The sequence below is a fragment of the Bradyrhizobium sp. ISRA436 genome (assembly GCF_029910015.1).
In the GTDB taxonomy this organism is placed as follows: Bacteria; Pseudomonadota; Alphaproteobacteria; order Rhizobiales; family Xanthobacteraceae; genus Bradyrhizobium.
In genome coordinates, this window is the sequence record NZ_CP094519.1 from 6,175,972 (window position 1) to 6,191,558 (window position 15,587).

At 58.9% G+C, this 15,587-nt stretch carries 13 protein-coding genes; 7 read left to right on the forward strand and 6 right to left on the reverse strand.

The window, feature by feature from the left end:
- Positions 1-143: 143 nt before the first annotated feature.
- Positions 144-401, reverse strand: coding sequence for a hypothetical protein (locus MTX23_RS28745; protein WP_280973499.1), 258 nt, complete (start codon positions 399-401; stop codon positions 144-146).
- 201 nt (positions 402-602) lie between these two features.
- Here MTX23_RS28745 and MTX23_RS28750 point away from each other — a divergent pair, with 201 nt between their 5' ends.
- The 4 genes from MTX23_RS28750 to MTX23_RS28765 all read left to right on the forward strand — a co-directional run bounded on the left by MTX23_RS28750 (position 603) and on the right by MTX23_RS28765 (position 3,561).
- The gene (locus MTX23_RS28750) at positions 603-734 is read left to right on the forward strand and encodes a hypothetical protein (RefSeq protein ID WP_280973500.1); all 132 of its coding nucleotides are present in this window, start codon (positions 603-605) and stop codon (positions 732-734) included.
- A gap of 176 nt (positions 735-910) precedes the next feature.
- Positions 911-2,308, forward strand: a complete 1,398-nt coding sequence (locus MTX23_RS28755) for a PAS domain S-box protein (protein ID WP_280973501.1) — start codon at positions 911-913, stop codon at positions 2,306-2,308.
- Between the two features lie 8 nt (positions 2,309-2,316).
- Entirely contained in the window at positions 2,317-2,589 is a 273-nt protein-coding gene (locus MTX23_RS28760) for a hypothetical protein (RefSeq protein WP_280973502.1), read from the forward strand.
- 297 nt (positions 2,590-2,886) lie between these two features.
- On the forward strand, positions 2,887-3,561 hold the full coding sequence (locus MTX23_RS28765) for a helix-turn-helix domain-containing protein (RefSeq protein ID WP_280973503.1): 675 nt from the start codon (positions 2,887-2,889) through the stop codon (positions 3,559-3,561).
- Positions 3,562-3,913: 352 nt separating this feature from the next.
- Here the strand turns inward: MTX23_RS28765 and MTX23_RS28770 are convergent, their stop codons facing one another.
- From MTX23_RS28770 to MTX23_RS28790, 5 genes are all read right to left on the reverse strand, one after another.
- Positions 3,914-4,093: a hypothetical protein gene (locus MTX23_RS28770; protein ID WP_280973504.1), complete on the reverse strand. Its 180-nt coding sequence runs from the start codon at positions 4,091-4,093 to the stop codon at positions 3,914-3,916.
- Between the two features lie 27 nt (positions 4,094-4,120).
- Positions 4,121-4,843 carry a CBS domain-containing protein gene (locus tag MTX23_RS28775; RefSeq protein ID WP_280973505.1) on the reverse strand — a complete coding sequence of 241 codons (723 nt, stop codon included), beginning with the start codon at positions 4,841-4,843 and terminating at the stop codon, positions 4,121-4,123.
- Between the two features lie 542 nt (positions 4,844-5,385).
- On the reverse strand, positions 5,386-6,366 hold the full coding sequence (locus tag MTX23_RS28780; protein ID WP_280973506.1) for a PDR/VanB family oxidoreductase: 981 nt from the start codon (positions 6,364-6,366) through the stop codon (positions 5,386-5,388).
- A 12-nt stretch (positions 6,367-6,378) separates the two neighbouring features.
- Positions 6,379-7,131, reverse strand: a complete 753-nt coding sequence (locus tag MTX23_RS28785) for a GntR family transcriptional regulator (protein WP_280973507.1) — start codon at positions 7,129-7,131, stop codon at positions 6,379-6,381.
- Between the two features lie 3 nt (positions 7,132-7,134).
- Positions 7,135-8,181 (reverse strand): aromatic ring-hydroxylating dioxygenase subunit alpha, encoded by a 1,047-nt coding sequence (locus tag MTX23_RS28790; RefSeq protein ID WP_280973508.1) that lies wholly within the window; start codon positions 8,179-8,181, stop codon positions 7,135-7,137.
- Between the two features lie 1,952 nt (positions 8,182-10,133).
- On the opposite strand from MTX23_RS28790, the gene dctA reads away from it, so the two are divergent.
- The 3 genes from dctA to MTX23_RS28805 all read left to right on the forward strand — a co-directional run bounded on the left by dctA (position 10,134) and on the right by MTX23_RS28805 (position 15,573).
- Complete coding sequence (dctA, locus tag MTX23_RS28795; RefSeq protein ID WP_280973509.1) at positions 10,134-11,456, forward strand: C4-dicarboxylate transporter DctA; 1,323 nt, start codon at positions 10,134-10,136, stop codon at positions 11,454-11,456.
- Positions 11,457-12,226: 770 nt separating this feature from the next.
- Positions 12,227-14,899, forward strand: coding sequence for a PAS domain S-box protein (locus MTX23_RS28800; RefSeq protein ID WP_280973510.1), 2,673 nt, complete (start codon positions 12,227-12,229; stop codon positions 14,897-14,899).
- Positions 14,896-15,573, forward strand: a complete 678-nt coding sequence (locus MTX23_RS28805) for a response regulator transcription factor (RefSeq protein WP_280973512.1) — start codon at positions 14,896-14,898, stop codon at positions 15,571-15,573. Before MTX23_RS28800 ends, MTX23_RS28805 begins: the two co-directional genes overlap by 4 nt.
- Positions 15,574-15,587: the final 14 nt, after the last annotated feature.

Genomic DNA, 15,587 nt, shown 5'->3' on the forward strand with positions numbered 1-15,587 from the left:
CGCGACCGCGGCAGCGACGGTCAGCGCGGTACAGGCAAACGCCAGGATCAGACCGGCGGCCATTCGCCAGCAAGACGTCGCACGATGCGACCGCAGGTTCAGAACTGCGAGCAATCTGTCGATGGATGCAAGCCGAGACATGGTCAGCAGCAACTCATCGGCAGGACCTCGGGTTGCCAGTAGCGCCAGTGCGTCGGCGAGACCTCTATGGGCTGCATTGTTGTGGCGTCGACCCATGCGTCGCCGTGGCGCAGGCAGGGAAACGCCAGCCTGCGCGGATCGACATCGAACACTGCAAGTTCGATCGCACAGTCGAATGGAGCGGTCGTGACGTCCCGCCATCCCAGCAAAGTGAGCCAACGAAAGATGACATTGAATGTTCGACGCATGCCGGGCTTCATCTGTGAACGATGACGTCGAGCATGACAGTTTGGATCGCCAGAGCAGTTGATGTGGCGCAATCAGACAGCAAAAGACGGATTGGCAGCTTCGGACGGAAGCGACGGCAACGCTGACCTGCGTCACTGGACTCGTGCGGCCAATTGCTACATCAACGAGTTGTATCAACGCTGTCAAGGTTTGCTCAAAGCCGGGCAAGACACATGAAGGACAGCGCAGTCTCGAAGGCGATCTCGACAGTACCATTCGATGGCAACATGACGGATGTCGATGACGACGACGTGCATCCGCTCACCTTCGGAGCAATCGATGGTTGGGATAACAGGCGATGGTGAGTGAAGGCATCGACAAGAGTAGAGCCGTTGCGAGCTTTGGTATATTGACACAAGCGGATAGGAGTGACCAGCCGCTTTGGGCTATATAGATAGAAATCGCCCGAGAAGCGAAAGTTTGCGAGGCAAACAGCTTGATGACAATGCGATGTCGCTTCTGGCTTAGGTATGGATCGGCTGTGGCTGCAACGCTACTTGTGTTTGCCGTCCGGCTCGTGCTGGACCGCTATTTCGAAGGACGCAGTTTCACTGTCATCTACGTCCCGGCCGTGATGTTTGCCGCCCTGGCTGGCGGACGTGGCCCGGCGCTCCTCGCGACAGTCCTGTGTCTTGGGGCCACACTATTCTTCCTCGGAAATAGACTCCATGCAGATCCGGCTGATCTGATCGACGTGTTGTCATTCGCCGTTCTGGGTCCGATACTCGGCTTCGTCGGAGACCGGCTTTCGCGCGAGTCGGAGGATGCACGCTATCGGCAGGCGCAGCTACAATCCATCCTGGACACTGTGCCGGAAGCGATGATCGTGATCGATGAGAATGGGATCATGCGCTCCTTCAGCGTCGCTGCCGAGCGGCTGTTCGGCTGGGCAGCCGCGGAGGTCATCGGGAAGAACGTCTCGATCCTGATGCCCACGCCCTATCGGGATGAACATGACAACTATCTGCACCGATACCGGAACACGGGTGAACGTCGCATTATCGGCATCGGGCGGATTGTTGTCGGAGAGCGCAGGGATGGCTCGACTTTTCCGATGGAGCTGGCGGTCGGCGAGGCCAGGGTCGGTGCGGAAAGGTTCTTTACAGGGTTCATCCGTGATCTGACCGAGCGCAGGAGCGAGGAACGGCGCATGCAGGAGTTGCAATCGGAGCTGGTCCACGTGTCGCGCCTGACCGCGATGGGCGAGATGGCGTCCTCGCTGGCTCATGAGCTCAATCAACCTCTGTCTGCGATCACGAGCTACCTTCGCGGTGCAGCGACGCTGCTGAAGTCAGAGCATGTCGATAAGCAGAGAGTCATCGAAGCGCTGGATCGTAGCGCCGCCCAAACACTGCGCGCCGGCGACATCATCAAGCGGTTGCGAGAGTTCGTTGCGAAGGGCGAAACCCAGCAAACCTTGGAAAATCCAGCCGTGCTGCTGGAAGAAGCCGCGGCATTGGCGCTTGTGGGCGCGAGGGAGCAAGGCGTCCGGGTTTCGCTTCATTGCGATCGCGACCTTCCGGATATCATCGTCGACAAGATCCAGATCCAGCAGGTTGCGCTCAACCTGATCAGGAATGCAGTTGAGGCAATGGAGACAACGAGCCGTCGCGAACTCACAATCGAAGTCAGAAACAGGAACAACACCGCATTCTTCTCGGTGGCCGATACCGGCACGGGGATCAACCCGGAGATCGCGCGGCAGTTGTTTCAGCCGTTTGTCACCAGCAAGCCGAACGGAATGGGCGTCGGCCTCTCCATCTGCCGCACGATCATCGAATCGCATGGTGGCCGCATCTCCGCCCGGTCTCACAATGACGGCGGTACTGTGTTCGAGTTCACCTTGCCCTTTGCCGAGCCGGAACTGCACGAGCGATGAGATCTGTGATGCGCGCCGATGAAGCCAAGGCATCGCGTCCCCTCAGATGTCTATGGAAGGAAGCGAATCACCGTCGACGAATGTCCGCAGGCGAAGAGCGAGACGAGCAGCAGATCGGAATTGTTAGCCTGATAGAAGAACGGTTGCGCGTTGGTAAGACAAGCCGAGCAGACAACCGCGAGAGCAGATTTGCCCGGGTTCAGATCAGAAAAATCAAGGCCGATGTTGTACCATCGATCTGTTCGGGGGATACGACCCTGGACGGTATCTGGAGCGTCTGATGGACTATGAACCGCAGATCGCGCATCGGATTCGGGACCTCGCGTGAATAAGGCTGGACGGCTAGCCGACGCCGCGAGAGATCCACTCGCCATCTTCTCCACAATTGCAAGTTAAGCAGATGAGAGGTGCGCCGCAACGATTGCACCTCGAGCGAAGCTGACAGGTAACCAGCGCTCGACGCCGGTCGGTAACTCCCTGCGGCCCTCCGGAATTGTACTTAGGGGACCGACCGAGATTTCGGAAACATTAAAAAGAGGCAGACTTCCGATCGTGAAGGATCGAACCGGAGTTTTGCCATGCTCATGACGGCCGCCAATTCCCAAAAGTATAGTCGTTCCCTTCCGCTGTTGCGCTCAGGTGTAGCCCAAAAAGACAGTCCGCGGGCTCTGATGGGGGCAGCGATGCGATTTGCCCGCAACGCTGAGATTTACGGTGAAGATGAGCCAGCCGAATACCTTTATCAGGCCATTTCTGGAGCCGTGCGCACCTATCGTATGCTGGATGATGGCCGACGCCAGATCTGCGGTTTTTACCTGCCTGGAGACATCTTCGGCGTCGAGGCCGGCGAGGTTCACCTGTCGTCCGCCGAAGCCCTTAATGATGCCGAGGTGCTCGTGGTGAAACGCAGCAGCCTAATGGCTCGCGCCGAGCGCGAAAAGGATTTCGCCGCGCAGCTTTGGACGCTCACGGTGCGGGAGTTGCAGAGGGTCCAGGAGCATTCCCTTGTCCTGATCAAGAGCGCCGAAGAGCGGGTCGCCGGATTTTTGCTGGAAATGTCCGGCCGCAGCTGCCGCGATGCCGTGATTGAGTTGCCAATGTCGCGGCGGGACATTGCCGATTACCTTGGATTGACGATCGAGACCGTGTCGCGCACATTTACCCAGTTCGTACAATCCGGCATCATTACACTCGAAACATCCCGACGCATCCAGTTGCGCGACGAAGCCGTCCTGAATCGGCTGAACGCGTAATTGGCGCCGTCGATTAGTTTGATGCGGAGGCATCACGACCGCTTTGCGCCAGCTCCCAATACAATTCCGGTTACCGGATTGACGAAATGAGTGGCCGCGCAGGCGACGCATGTGACAGGCTCGTAGCGATCCTTGCTTGAACCGGTAGAGCTGAAGACCTCTTCGGACAATAATCCCTGTACCGTGCGCCCCGTCCACGGGCAGCAAAAGAGAATGGGGCGCCAAGTCTGTCGATCAGCCATTTCTTTGGTCCATATGATACGCCGAGGGCGTTGTCGGACCTGATCAAGTTCAGGCCGATGATCGCAAGATGACAATTGTCGTCCGGTCAAAGACACCAAGCCAACCTTATCTATGGGCGGACGCTTCGCCGGCGATAGGCTGTCCACGCCGCGCCGAGGCCGATCAGGGCGGTCATCAGGATGATCGCAAGGACAGCCTGCACGATATCGAAATTCGCAGAGTCCGGCGCAACCAGCAACGCCGCGATCGGCGCTGCGATGATGAAGAAGATCCAAACAATCCAGGACATCGATTGGCTTCCAAATGAGGTAGCGGACTAACTCGCTGCCTTCGCGTCTTCCCGAAATTCAAGGTGGTAGCCGGAATAGGTGTCGACAAAGCAGAAATGATCATGCACGTCCTTGACGCCCGCGACGTTCTCCGCTGCCACGATTGCTGCCCGGCGCGAATCAGGACTGATGATGACGCCGTGAAGGTGCACAATGCCGTTACGCACAGCGACCTCAAAACCAATCGGGCACCAGTCCGTGGCGCTGACCTGCTGAACGATGCGGTCGCGGATATGGTCGTCGTCTGCAGTTAGATCCGGGATCTCGGCCGCCTTGCTGGCAACGGCCTGCAGCAGATTCGAAGGGGCCACGATGCCGACTAGGTCCTTGCCGCGCATCACTGGCAGGCGCTTGACGTTCTTCTTTTCCATCAGGCCCACGAGCTCGTCCAGCGATGCTTCTTCCTCGACCGTGATCGGCTCCAGCGTCATCACGTCCTCCACCTTGCGGCCCCGCTCACGGATGAAGTCGACGGCTGCTCGGCCGGGTCCAAGGAAGAACTGCAGCCAGGCCGGACGCTTGCGTCCGGTTCCGATCTCGCTGCGGCGCAGGAAATCACTCTCCGAGACGATGCCCACAAGCCTGCCATCGGAGTTTACGACCGGCACCCCACCGATGTGGTTGCGTAGCATGATGTTGGCGGCGTTCTCGATCGAGGTCTGAGGAGTGACCGTGATGACGGTCTTCGTCATGACCTGGTGAGCTCGCATGGAATGCCTCCTGAGCCTAATGAGTTGAAGGTAGGGCGTCCTGCGCTGCAGGCTTTGACTTAGCTCAATCGAAGCAACGCCAGCCTTGTGGATCTATCATTCAGGTTCTTAAGCTGGAGATTGGTGCGTCCATGCCTGACCGTTGTTGGGTAGCTCAGCTTCTCCAAGGAAGGTGACCGTCGTCGGCCGACTTTCGCTCTCGCAAGAGAATAAGGTCGTGCAAATTGCGTCTGGACTGGCATTGCTTGCGCATTTCAGTGCAACCTGAGGCATGCTACAGTCATGCCGCGCAACACATTTGCCGTGACACCGCCGGCACGACCTCCTGCAGACGGGAACGGCGATAGCGGCTCGGGGCCAAGAGATCGAGGCTTGCATCGACTGCGATGGGCAGGATTGCGGGCTGAATGTCAGCGTGATCGGTGTCGAGTGACACGATTTTTGCCGAACGCCCGAGGACGGTCAGATGTGGGACGACTTGGCTCCTCCGAGACCTGCGTTGAAACTCCGGCTTTTCCGCCGTCGGGCGTCTTGAGGCGAGGCTAAACGACGTCCGGGCGAAGCAGCATGTCGACCGTGATGGTACCGCGGGCGCGCGAGACACATGCGCAGATCTTCTCGCTGGCGCGTTTCTGCTGCTCGCTGAAGAAGACGTCACGGTGATCAACCTCCCCGTCGACGCCGATGAGGTTGATGGCGCAAACGCCGCACTCGCCGCGACGGCAATCCGAAATCACCTCGTAACCTGCCGCATTGAGCGCGTCCAGCATCGAGCGATCGCGCGGAATTTCGATCTCGACGCCCTCTTCGGCAAGGCGCACCCGAAAACTTTCGGTCGGTAGCAAGCCGCTCGAACCGAAAGTCTCGTAGCGCAGGTCGGACAATGCGCGCCCGTCATCGATCCAAGCTCGTCGCGCGGCATCGAGCATACGCATCGGGCCACAAAACAGCGTCATGGCATCAGGCGGCAGCGACGCGAACGTCGCGGCGAGATCGAAGCGACGCTTTTCGTTGCCGGCATGGACAACAAGGCGCTCGTTCAACAAGTGGACCAGAACATCCAGATAGGCCGCATCCTCGCGCGAACGCACCACATAATGCAGAATGAACTCAGCATTGCGCCGGGCGAGCGCCTGTGCCGCCCCGATCAGCGGCGTAATGCCGATGCCGCCGGCGACCAAGCAATAATGTTGACGCGCCCAGTCAATCGGCAGTAACGAGATCGGCAATGTGACGTTCAGCCGTGCCCCCGGCGCGAGCGACCACATGTAGCGCGAGCCGCCACGTGAGTCATCCGCCCGCCGCACCGCAATACGGTAGCCGGCGCCGTCCACTTCACCAACCAGCGAGTAGGACCGCGTCTCGGGCTGGCCATGGACGACGACAGCAACATCGATGTGGCTTCCAACCGGGTAGGCCGCGCCCTTATAATTGTCAGGTCGGATCAGAAACTCGCGGATTGAAGTCGTCAGATCGCGTGTCGCGATCAAGGTGGCGGGCGTCCGTGTTTCGATGAAGCGCATGCGGTTCCTCCTCTAATCGCCTGCCATCCTGATGAGCGCCAGTCCCGGGAGCAGATCGAAATGTGTCCTATTCTTGAGCACCAGCCGCAGATTTCGTGCGGCCAGCCGCGCGTGCTCGCGCATGACCGCTTCGGCCCGCGCCCCCTCGCGGTTCTCGATTGCGTCGATCACGACTCGATGTTGATCCTGCGCGATCAGCAGCGTCCGGGAAGCGTCCGGCAGCGTCGACTGCGTCATGACAAAACCGCTCGGCGAGGCGAACGGGAGCGCCGACGCGCGATCGACCTGCCGGATCAGGGGTGGGCTGCGCGACAGTTCGGTGAGCTGCGCATGAAAACGCGCATTGAGCGCGACGTAGGAGGCGAAGGCCTCGACTGAGATCGGGTCCTGCCGCACCAGGGTATCGATCTCGTCGAGACAACCCTTCATGGATTCGAGATCGCGCGATGAAACGCCTCGCTCGGCGGCAAAGCGCGCCGCAAGTCCTTCCAACGTGCCGCGCAGTTCGATCGAATCCAAGACATCTCGCTCGGAGAACGCCTTGACCATGAAGCCGCCGGAGGGGATCGCTTCCAGAAGACCCTCCTCCTCCAATCGCACCAGCGCCATTCGCACCGGCGTGCGCGAGACACCGGTGGCCTGCACTGCCTGCAATTCTGAGATTCGCGCGCCTGGCCGCAAATCGCCCGACAGGATCAGGTCGCGCAAACTGAGCTGCGCGCGCACTGTTTGCGAGACGGCGCGATCGCTGTCACGCTCGGCCATGCCTTACTCCGCCGCCTGCCGTTGCGGCGGATGCTCCGCGCCAATCATGCGATCTATCAGGCGGCGTGCCCACATCGCGCCCGCATCGATATTGAGGTTGTAGAAGACCCGGTCTGGGTTTTCGGCGATCGCGCGCTGCTGCGCCTCAAGAATCAGCTCGTCCTCCCGAAAAATGCCGGCAACGCCTTCGCGGAGCTCGGTGGTGAGACGCTGCTCGCCTAACCGATAGTTGCGCACGAATGCCCAGAAGTAGTGACAGCTCGTTTCCGTCTCCGGCGTGATGGTGTTGAGGACAAGACCGTTGACACCGGCCGAGCGATCGCCCTCGGGTGCGCCCGTCCCGGCGGGCGCGACGCCGACATCGATATTGATGGTGCATGGTGCCTCGAAACGAATGATTTGCCAGCGGTCCACCGGACCCGGCTTTTGCAATTGCTTGGCCCAGAACGGCGGCGCGGTAATTCCCTTCATCCAACGCGTGACGGTGACGGTCTTCTCGCCATGCGTGACATCGAACGGCGCTTCCGCGATGGCGTCATTGCCAATGCTGGCGCTGTGGACGAACGTTTCGTGCGTCAGATCCATGAGGTTGTCGACGACCAAACGGTAGTCGCATTTGAGGTGAAGGGTCTTACCGTCGCCGGCCCACGCGGAATCGTCGTTCCAGTGCATGTCCGGCACCAATTGTGGATCGGCCAGCGCGGGATCGCCCATCCATAGCCAGATGAAACGATGACGCTCGACAACAGGATAGGAACGCACGCACGCTGAGGGGTTGATTGTGTCTTGCGAGGGCATGAAGGTGCAGCGCCCCTGCGCGTTAAATTTCAACCCATGGTAGCCGCAGACGACAGCGTCGCCCTCAAGTCGCCCCTTTGAAAGCGGCACCAGCCGATGCCAACAGGCATCTTCCAAGGCAGCCACCTCGCCGTTGCTGCGGCGATACATCGCGACGTGCTTGCCGCATACGGTACGCGGCAATAGCGCCTGCTTCACGTCAGCATCCCAGGCAGCGGCGTACCAGGCATTCATTGGAAAACGGTGGTCCATTGGCGGTCCTCGTTGTTCACCGATGGATACTTTCTGTATCCACTGCTTCCACGATAACAGATGAAATCGGGTCAAATATTGACAAAAAACCTGCATCTGGCGGCATTCACGTCAGGTTCTGTATACATTTCGAGGTCGGCTCATCGCGGTCGCGCATCTCCATTTTGCCTGCCCGGCTGATGGAAATTGGCCCGCGAACCCGACTTTCGTGTCAGGGTGGGAGCAACGCCAAATGCGGATCCTCCGTCCCCACAGGGCGCGCCGCTGTGGCAAAGCCAAGATCGGCGCGCCATCAGGCACCTTCCCTACATACTGTCGCGGATACGTGGGGCTTCTGCCGCGAGCAGGTGACACGCCGGTAGAGTCCTCGACCTCACGGAATCGCCAAGTCAAACGCGATCTGAAGAGGCCGCCAATGCCGGACAGCGCGTACAACTGGTCACGGCCATCGGTGTTCGCTGCTTTGCAGTGTCGGGAGCAGATTCCACTCCTGTCATTCATTGTTCCGAGACGATCTCGCCCAGCATTCTGGGATGACGTCAGTAACGCTGTGACTTGGCGCTCCTGGGCCACGCGTGAACGAAGCGCTGCCGTCACTATCATGCACTACTCGTTTCGCTGACCAGCCTTACCTGCCTGACAGCAAAGCTAACGACCGCGCCCCCCCCCCCCGAGAAATAACTGCGATCCGTCAGTTTGCATCGAGGAGAGCTCCGGCGCGCAGCGCGTGCCCAACTGGTTGGGCGAGCCAATCAAGCTCGACGGAGAAAATCTCGCGCTCCAGGTTAGCGGTCCAATGGTGGCCACGTAGCTCACGCCTTAAACGTGAGATCTGCCTGCGGCTGAGACGCGCTCGGTAGGATCTTTTGCGATCGCATCCCATGTATCAGATGTCGCCACGCCCGTTGGTCATCGTGCTACCAGCCTGGGGGCGGAGGTACAGTGTAGAGCTTGGGCAACACGGGCGCTGTGTAGGCCGACTGATATGACAAGCTCAAGGTCGACGCCCCCAGGGGTTTTGGTGTGACAGAAGCTTTTCACAGCAACCAAGGTGCGACAATCCTCAGATTGAGCCAGATGTCGTTCTCGCCAGCGACGACTACTCTTCTAGCTGCCTATGTTACGCACGATTACAAGCGAGACGGTTGCTCGTTTCCGAGCCAGGGCTTGCCTCAGTACGGAAGTCCGAGCCCGGCACCGCCTCTTTTGCCGCATCGAGAGAGACGTGGAGTCTAAGTGGTCCACCGAGGTCATTCGGGCGGCGTTAGACCATTGCGGCGTCAGCTGATCAGGTTACGCGGGCAACGGAACGAGCAAGAACCAACGTGGATCTCGGCATCCCCTCCGAGCATTGCTCCATACTTTCACGGCGTGGATACCTACCATCCAAACAATGGATTTTACCATTGTTGCGGAATGCTGCATCGACGCCGCCACCCCTCTCATGCCGATCACGTCACTGACCATCGCGTGACGCTGCTCGACTAAAGATGGGATGGCGCTATGTCGACAGAAAACGACAGAAGGGGAGCTCAACTGGCGAACGCAATCATCGCCACGGTCAAGAAGCAAGTTGCGGAGCGACGACAAAACAAACGAGCGCTACGTACTTGACCTGGCTTGGCATCCAATCCCGGAAGTTAACGGAATCTACTGGCGGCACATCCAGCGACGTCGCCGCGTTCGCGGCACGAATGCGCGCCAGCACGGAAGACCGTCGAGTCATCGTCAGGCCTGTCCAAGAAGCGCCGCCCCGGTTGGCGCACTTCTTGCTAGACAGAGCAGGATAAGCAGAAACTGAAAGCCTGCCATTGAAATGACGCCGCACGTGTCGAACTGCCGACATCAACGTCTTCAATCGGACACGGCAAGAAACGACTGACGCATATGATGCCGTCGCTTCTCAACGCGCGGCGGCTCGTATTTGAGTTTGCGTCCAAGGGAGGAGCGACATGACCACCATCGCAACTGCGGCGCCTGCGCGGGCATCGCGATCTTGGTACAAACTTCTTTACGTCCAGGTTCTGATCGCGATCCTCCTTGGCATCGTTGTCGGCTGGTTGTGGCCGTCACTCGCGACCAACGAGTGGGTCAAAGCGCTTGGTGATGGCTTCATCAAGCTGATCAAGATGGTCATCGCGCCGATCATTTTCTGCACTGTGACGTCCGGCATCGCGCATATTCAAGATGCAAAGAAGGTCGGAAGAGTTGGCATCAAGGCGCTAGCCTATTTCGAGATTGTCTCCACCTTTGCCCTATTGCTGGGGCTGGTAATGGGCAATCTGTTCCAGATCGGTCGGGGGCTTTCCGTCAAACCGGACGCTGGGGCGGTCGCCAACTACGTAAGGCAGGCGGAAACCTCCAAAACAGTCGATTTCATCCTCAATATTATTCCCGACAGCGTGGTCGGCGCTCTTGCGCGCGGAGACGTCCTGCAGGTACTCCTGTTCGCGGTCTTGTTCGGCTTTTCGCTGATGGCGCTGGGCGAGCGCGGCGAGAGGCTACGCGGCATTATCGACGACGCCGCGCATGCGGTGTTTGGCGTGATCGCCATTGTCATGAAAGCGGCTCCCATCGGGGCGTTTGGCGCCATGGCCTTTACGATCGGAAAATTCGGGCCCGCGGCACTCGGCAACTTGATCGGCCTCATCGCATTGTTTTACGTGACGGCGGCGCTATTCGTCCTGGTCGTGCTTGGTGTTATTGCCCGCCTGGTCGGCTTCTCGGTTCTCAAGTTCATCGTCTATATCAAGGACGAGCTCTTGATTGTACTTGGCACCTCGTCCTCGGAAAGCGCGCTGCCGCAGTTGATGGAAAAACTTGAGCGACTGGGCTGCTCCAAGCCAGTGGTCGGGCTCGTGGTACCGACCGGCTACTCCTTCAATCTCGACGGCACCAACATTTATATGACGTTGGCAACGCTGTTCATTGCGCAGGCGCTCGGGGTCGATCTCACCTTTGGCCAACAGCTCACGATCCTGGTCGTGGCAATGTTGACCTCGAAGGGTGCAAGCGGCGTTACCGGCGCAGGCTTCATTACGCTCGCCGCAACCCTATCAGTGGTCAACCCAGCGCTCGTGCCCGGTATGGCGATCGTGTTCTCGATTGACAAATTCATGAGCGAGGTGCGAGCCCTGACCAACATCACCGGCAACGGCATTGCCGCCGTGTTCGTGTCCTGGTGGGAAGGCGAACTCGACCACGCAACACTGCGTGCGCGGCTCGACAAGGACATCGATCTCACCAAGGCGGAGCCGACGGACACCGCGGGGTAGATCTACAGCTTGTCGGCGATGGCGAAATGCCACCAAGTCGAGTGCGGCTGAGTTCGTCATTCTGGGTGCTCAATCCGGCGGAGGGCGTCCAGGATTGTGCCCCCAAAAGTTTGTCTCCGGCAACTCAGCTTTCCGTTGCCTAGCGTCGGCATCCGGCGCAATAGTGGCGCATAGCTTGGAAACCGAAACGAGCATCTCGCAGAGCCGTCGGTTCCAATATTCCGGGCGCGGTCCAGCGCCAAATCAGCTCGCGTAGAGATGAGCTTTCACGCGCGAGACTGTTCTCTCGAAAGCATGGAAGCGGACGAACGACGTCGATCGATTGGGGCGACCAAAAAAACCAGTTTGCCCGTCCGGTCATTCGAAAAACGCTCAGAACCTTGAGCACGGCCCCGTCCGAAGAGATGGACTTCGCTGGTCGCGCTGCGAAGGGCGGACGAAGCCGTTCTGCGGCCAGTCGAAGTCAACCTGGGTTGGACACTCCTGCCTTTGATCCGATCTGTCTCCTGCAAGCACTACTCGCCGTCGAGCGAAGAAAATCGGGAGCCGAGACCAGCGGCTCTCACGCCGAGGCGACGTTCGATATTCAAACATTTGGCGGAACTATACGAACGTTTGTAATGCGCTTCTCTGCTGGTCGTGCTGATTCTCACAATCGATAACCGATCGTGGAGCCGCTCAGGCGCGCTCTCGGTCGAAATGAATTGCCCCATTTTTGCCCAAAATGTTAATCTCTTCCGGCATCGATTAAGGCCGGACAGTTGACAGGCATGCGTAATCAATTCACCAAGCTCAAGCATCCAGCCTGGCGGCTTGTTTCCGGGAGCCTAGCCTTGGCGGTGGTAACGCTCGCTTCGTTCTACTTTCGCCCCCACTTCGCCGCGACCGCGTTTGCCTATCTGGCGGTGATCGTGGCGTTTTCTCCGATGGACAGCTTCATTGCACCAATTGCGCTGTCCATGATTTCGATCGCGGCATTGGTCTATTTCTTTATGCCGCCAAGTTTCAATCTTCGGATCGACGATCCGCAATATCTTCAGGTGGTTGTCGCGTTCCTGATTACGTCGATTGTTGCAACGTACGTCATCGGACGGCTCCGCCTGGAACGGGAAGATACGCTTAAGGCAACGGCCAGGCTCAAGCGGGAGGCAGCCGATTTGCGCGACCGCCAAAAGCAGTGGCGCGAAATCTTTGAGCACAACCCAGTCATGTACTTCATGGTCGATGACGCCGGCATGGTCCTAAACGTCAATACCTTCGGCGCGACGCAGCTCGGCTACGCGCGCGCGGAACTGATCGGCCAGTCCGTCCTGCAGGTTTTTCTTCAGGATGACCGTGCATTCGTGCGCGACTGCATCGCCAAGTGCCTTGAACAGGTCGGCCAATCGCACACTTGGGACGTTCAGAAAATTAGGAAGGACGGCTCGGTCCTGTGGGTGCGTGAAAACGCCAAAGCCATGGTATGGGCCGATGACAAGCCGATCGTCCTCATTGCCTGCGAAGATATCACCGAGAGAAAGCGCACGGAACTTGCCCTGCAGCGAAGCGAAGCGCATCTGGCCCAGGCTCAGGAATTGAGCCGCACCGGCAGTTTCGGTTGGAATGTCGCCACCGGCGAGGTCTTTTGGTCAAGAGAGACTTTTCGAATTTTCGGACTCGATCCGGCCACTGAACCAAATCCGGGCCTGGTCGTCGAGCGGACCCATCCGGACGATAAGGCTTCTGTCCAAGAGATCATTGATCGCGCGATGCGAGACCAAGAGGATTTCGAGCATGAATACCGAATCGTGATGGCGGACGGTTCAATAAAGCACATCCACGCGCGCGCGCGAGCCATCACGACCGCATCTGGGGACATCGAATTTGTGGGGGCAGCGACGGACGTTACGGCGACAAAGCAGGCGGAGCAACAGTTGCGCCGTAGCGAAGCCAATCTGGCCGAAGCCCAGCGTCTCAGCCATACGGGCAGTTGGACCTGGGATGTCTACCGTCGCGATTTTGCCTATCGCTCCGCCGAAGTCGATCGTCTCTTTGGCTTCGATCCGGAAGAGGCTGCGTCGAGAGATGCGATCCTCTCGCGGATCCATCCAGATGACGTGCCGCCGCTTCAGGAGGTGCAGCGTCAGGTTGTCGAAGGCAAGGGGGAGAACTTCGAGTATGATTTCCGAGTCCTGCTTCCCGATGGCACAACTAGGCGCATACATTCCGTCGCGCATGCTATGGTCGGGGGCGACGGCTCTTCGCGTGAGCTCATCGGAACCCATATGGACGTCACCGAGCAGTACGCGGCCAGGGAACGGTTGGAAAACACACTCGCTGCGCTGCGAGAAAGCGAGCAACGCTTTCGCGACTACGCCGAAACTGCTTCGGACTGGCTCTGGGAGACCGGCCCGGATCACTTGGTCACACACCTCTCGGAGCACACCAGCGCCGCGGGAATCTTGGCGACCGGCCTCATCGGCCAGCTCCGCTGGGACATTGCGTGCGACGTCGACGCAGAACCCGAAAAATGGCGAGAGCATCGAGCAACGCTGGATGCGCATCTGCCGTTTCGCGATCTGGTCTATCGCACCGTCAACCGGATGGGGGCTCCAATCTACGTTCGGACCAGCGGCAAGCCTTTCTTTGACGTGGACGGCAACTTTCTCGGCTACCGTGGCGTCAGCACCGACATCACCGCGACGATTCGCGCAGATCAAGCGGAGCAAGAGCTGCGGAAGGCTCAGGCCGAGCTTGCGCACGTGACGCGCGTGACGACGCTGGGGGAATTGACGACCTCCATTGCCCACGAAATCAATCAGCCACTTGCCGCCATTATCAGCAATGCCGACGCGTGTCTCGGTTGGATGGGTCGCGAAACTCCCGATCTTTCCGCTGCGCGTAGGTCTGTTGAGTGGATTATCGAAGATGCAATTCGAGCAAGCGAGGTCATCCGCCGCATCCGCGCACTTGCGAAGAAAGGCGAGATCGAGATGGTGCCTCTCGGTCTCAATGAGGTCATCAACGACGCCATCGCGCTCGTGACGCGTGAACTGTTGACCCACCACGTGAGACTACGAACCGAGTTGGCGCCTGCGCTTCCAGCGGTCCTCGGCGACCGGGTTCAACTGCAGCAGGTGATCATCAACCTGGTGATGAACGGAATCGAGGCCATGCAAACGGTTGAGGACCGGCCGCGCGAACTGGTGATTCAGTCATGCAAAGACGATCGCGGATCCGTGCAGATTGCGGTGACTGATTGCGGCGTCGGAATCGCCGATGATCACGCGGATCATGTCTTGGATCCTTTCTTCACCACCAAATCGAGCGGGCTTGGAATGGGCCTTTCGATCTGCCGTTCAATCGTTGAGGCTCACGGGGGGCGTCTGTCGATTGTCCGCAAGGCGGCCCCGGGCGCGACTTTCCAATTCACCCTGCCGTTCCATAAGGAGGTCGTGTCGTGACCGAACGCTCTGACTCGCCGCGCCAAGGCAGGGAAGCCGAGGGAGCAACAAGCGCGATCGTTTTCGTTGTCGAGGATGACGCCTCAATGCGTCGATCGCTCACCAACCTTTTTCAGTCGGTGGGCCTGGACGTCGTTGCTTTTGGATCGGCTCGCGAAATGCTGCAGAGCAACGTTCCAGATGTCGTAAGCTGTCTGGTTCTTGATGTCCGGCTGCCGGGATTAAGCGGACTTGAGTTCCAGGCCGAGTTGGCCAAGTCGAGCCTTCACATCCCGATCATTTTCATCACAGGCCATGGCGATATTCCCATGAGCGTGAGAGCCATGAAAGGTGGCGCGGTCGATTTTCTTACCAAACCATTTCGCGATCAGGAGCTCCTTGATGCGGTGCTTGCGGCGATCGAACGCGATCGCAAGAGACGGGAAGCCGCGAAGACAATCGCGGGCCTCCAGTCGTTGTTTGAGACTTTGAGCCCGCGCGAGCAGGACGTGTTGAAACTGGTGACGGCCGGCCTGATGAACAAACAAGTAGCTGCGGAGCTCGGCCTCGCCGAGATTACCGTCAAGATCTATCGGGGACACGTGATGAAGAAGATGGGCGCTCGGTCGTTGGCCGATCTGATCAGAATGACTGAGACGCTGGGTATCCATGACAATCGGCCCGAACAAACCTAAGTATGATTTTACAA

Excerpts from the sequence above, each read along its gene's own strand:
- MTX23_RS28745 (WP_280973499.1), bottom strand. The coding sequence starts at position 401 with ATGAAGCCCGGCATGCGTCGAACATTCAATGTCATCTTTCGTTGGCTC.
- MTX23_RS28750 (WP_280973500.1), top strand. The coding sequence starts at position 603 with ATGAAGGACAGCGCAGTCTCGAAGGCGATCTCGACAGTACCATTCGAT.
- MTX23_RS28760 (WP_280973502.1), top strand. The coding sequence starts at position 2,317 with ATGCGCGCCGATGAAGCCAAGGCATCGCGTCCCCTCAGATGTCTATGG.
- MTX23_RS28765 (WP_280973503.1), top strand. The coding sequence starts at position 2,887 with ATGCTCATGACGGCCGCCAATTCCCAAAAGTATAGTCGTTCCCTTCCG.
- MTX23_RS28770 (WP_280973504.1), bottom strand. The coding sequence starts at position 4,093 with ATGTCCTGGATTGTTTGGATCTTCTTCATCATCGCAGCGCCGATCGCG.
- MTX23_RS28775 (WP_280973505.1), bottom strand. The coding sequence starts at position 4,843 with ATGCGAGCTCACCAGGTCATGACGAAGACCGTCATCACGGTCACTCCT.
- MTX23_RS28780 (WP_280973506.1), bottom strand. The coding sequence starts at position 6,366 with ATGCGCTTCATCGAAACACGGACGCCCGCCACCTTGATCGCGACACGC.
- MTX23_RS28785 (WP_280973507.1), bottom strand. The coding sequence starts at position 7,131 with ATGGCCGAGCGTGACAGCGATCGCGCCGTCTCGCAAACAGTGCGCGCG.
- MTX23_RS28790 (WP_280973508.1), bottom strand. The coding sequence starts at position 8,181 with ATGGACCACCGTTTTCCAATGAATGCCTGGTACGCCGCTGCCTGGGAT.
- dctA (WP_280973509.1), top strand. The coding sequence starts at position 10,134 with ATGACCACCATCGCAACTGCGGCGCCTGCGCGGGCATCGCGATCTTGG.
- MTX23_RS28800 (WP_280973510.1), top strand. The coding sequence starts at position 12,227 with ATGCGTAATCAATTCACCAAGCTCAAGCATCCAGCCTGGCGGCTTGTT.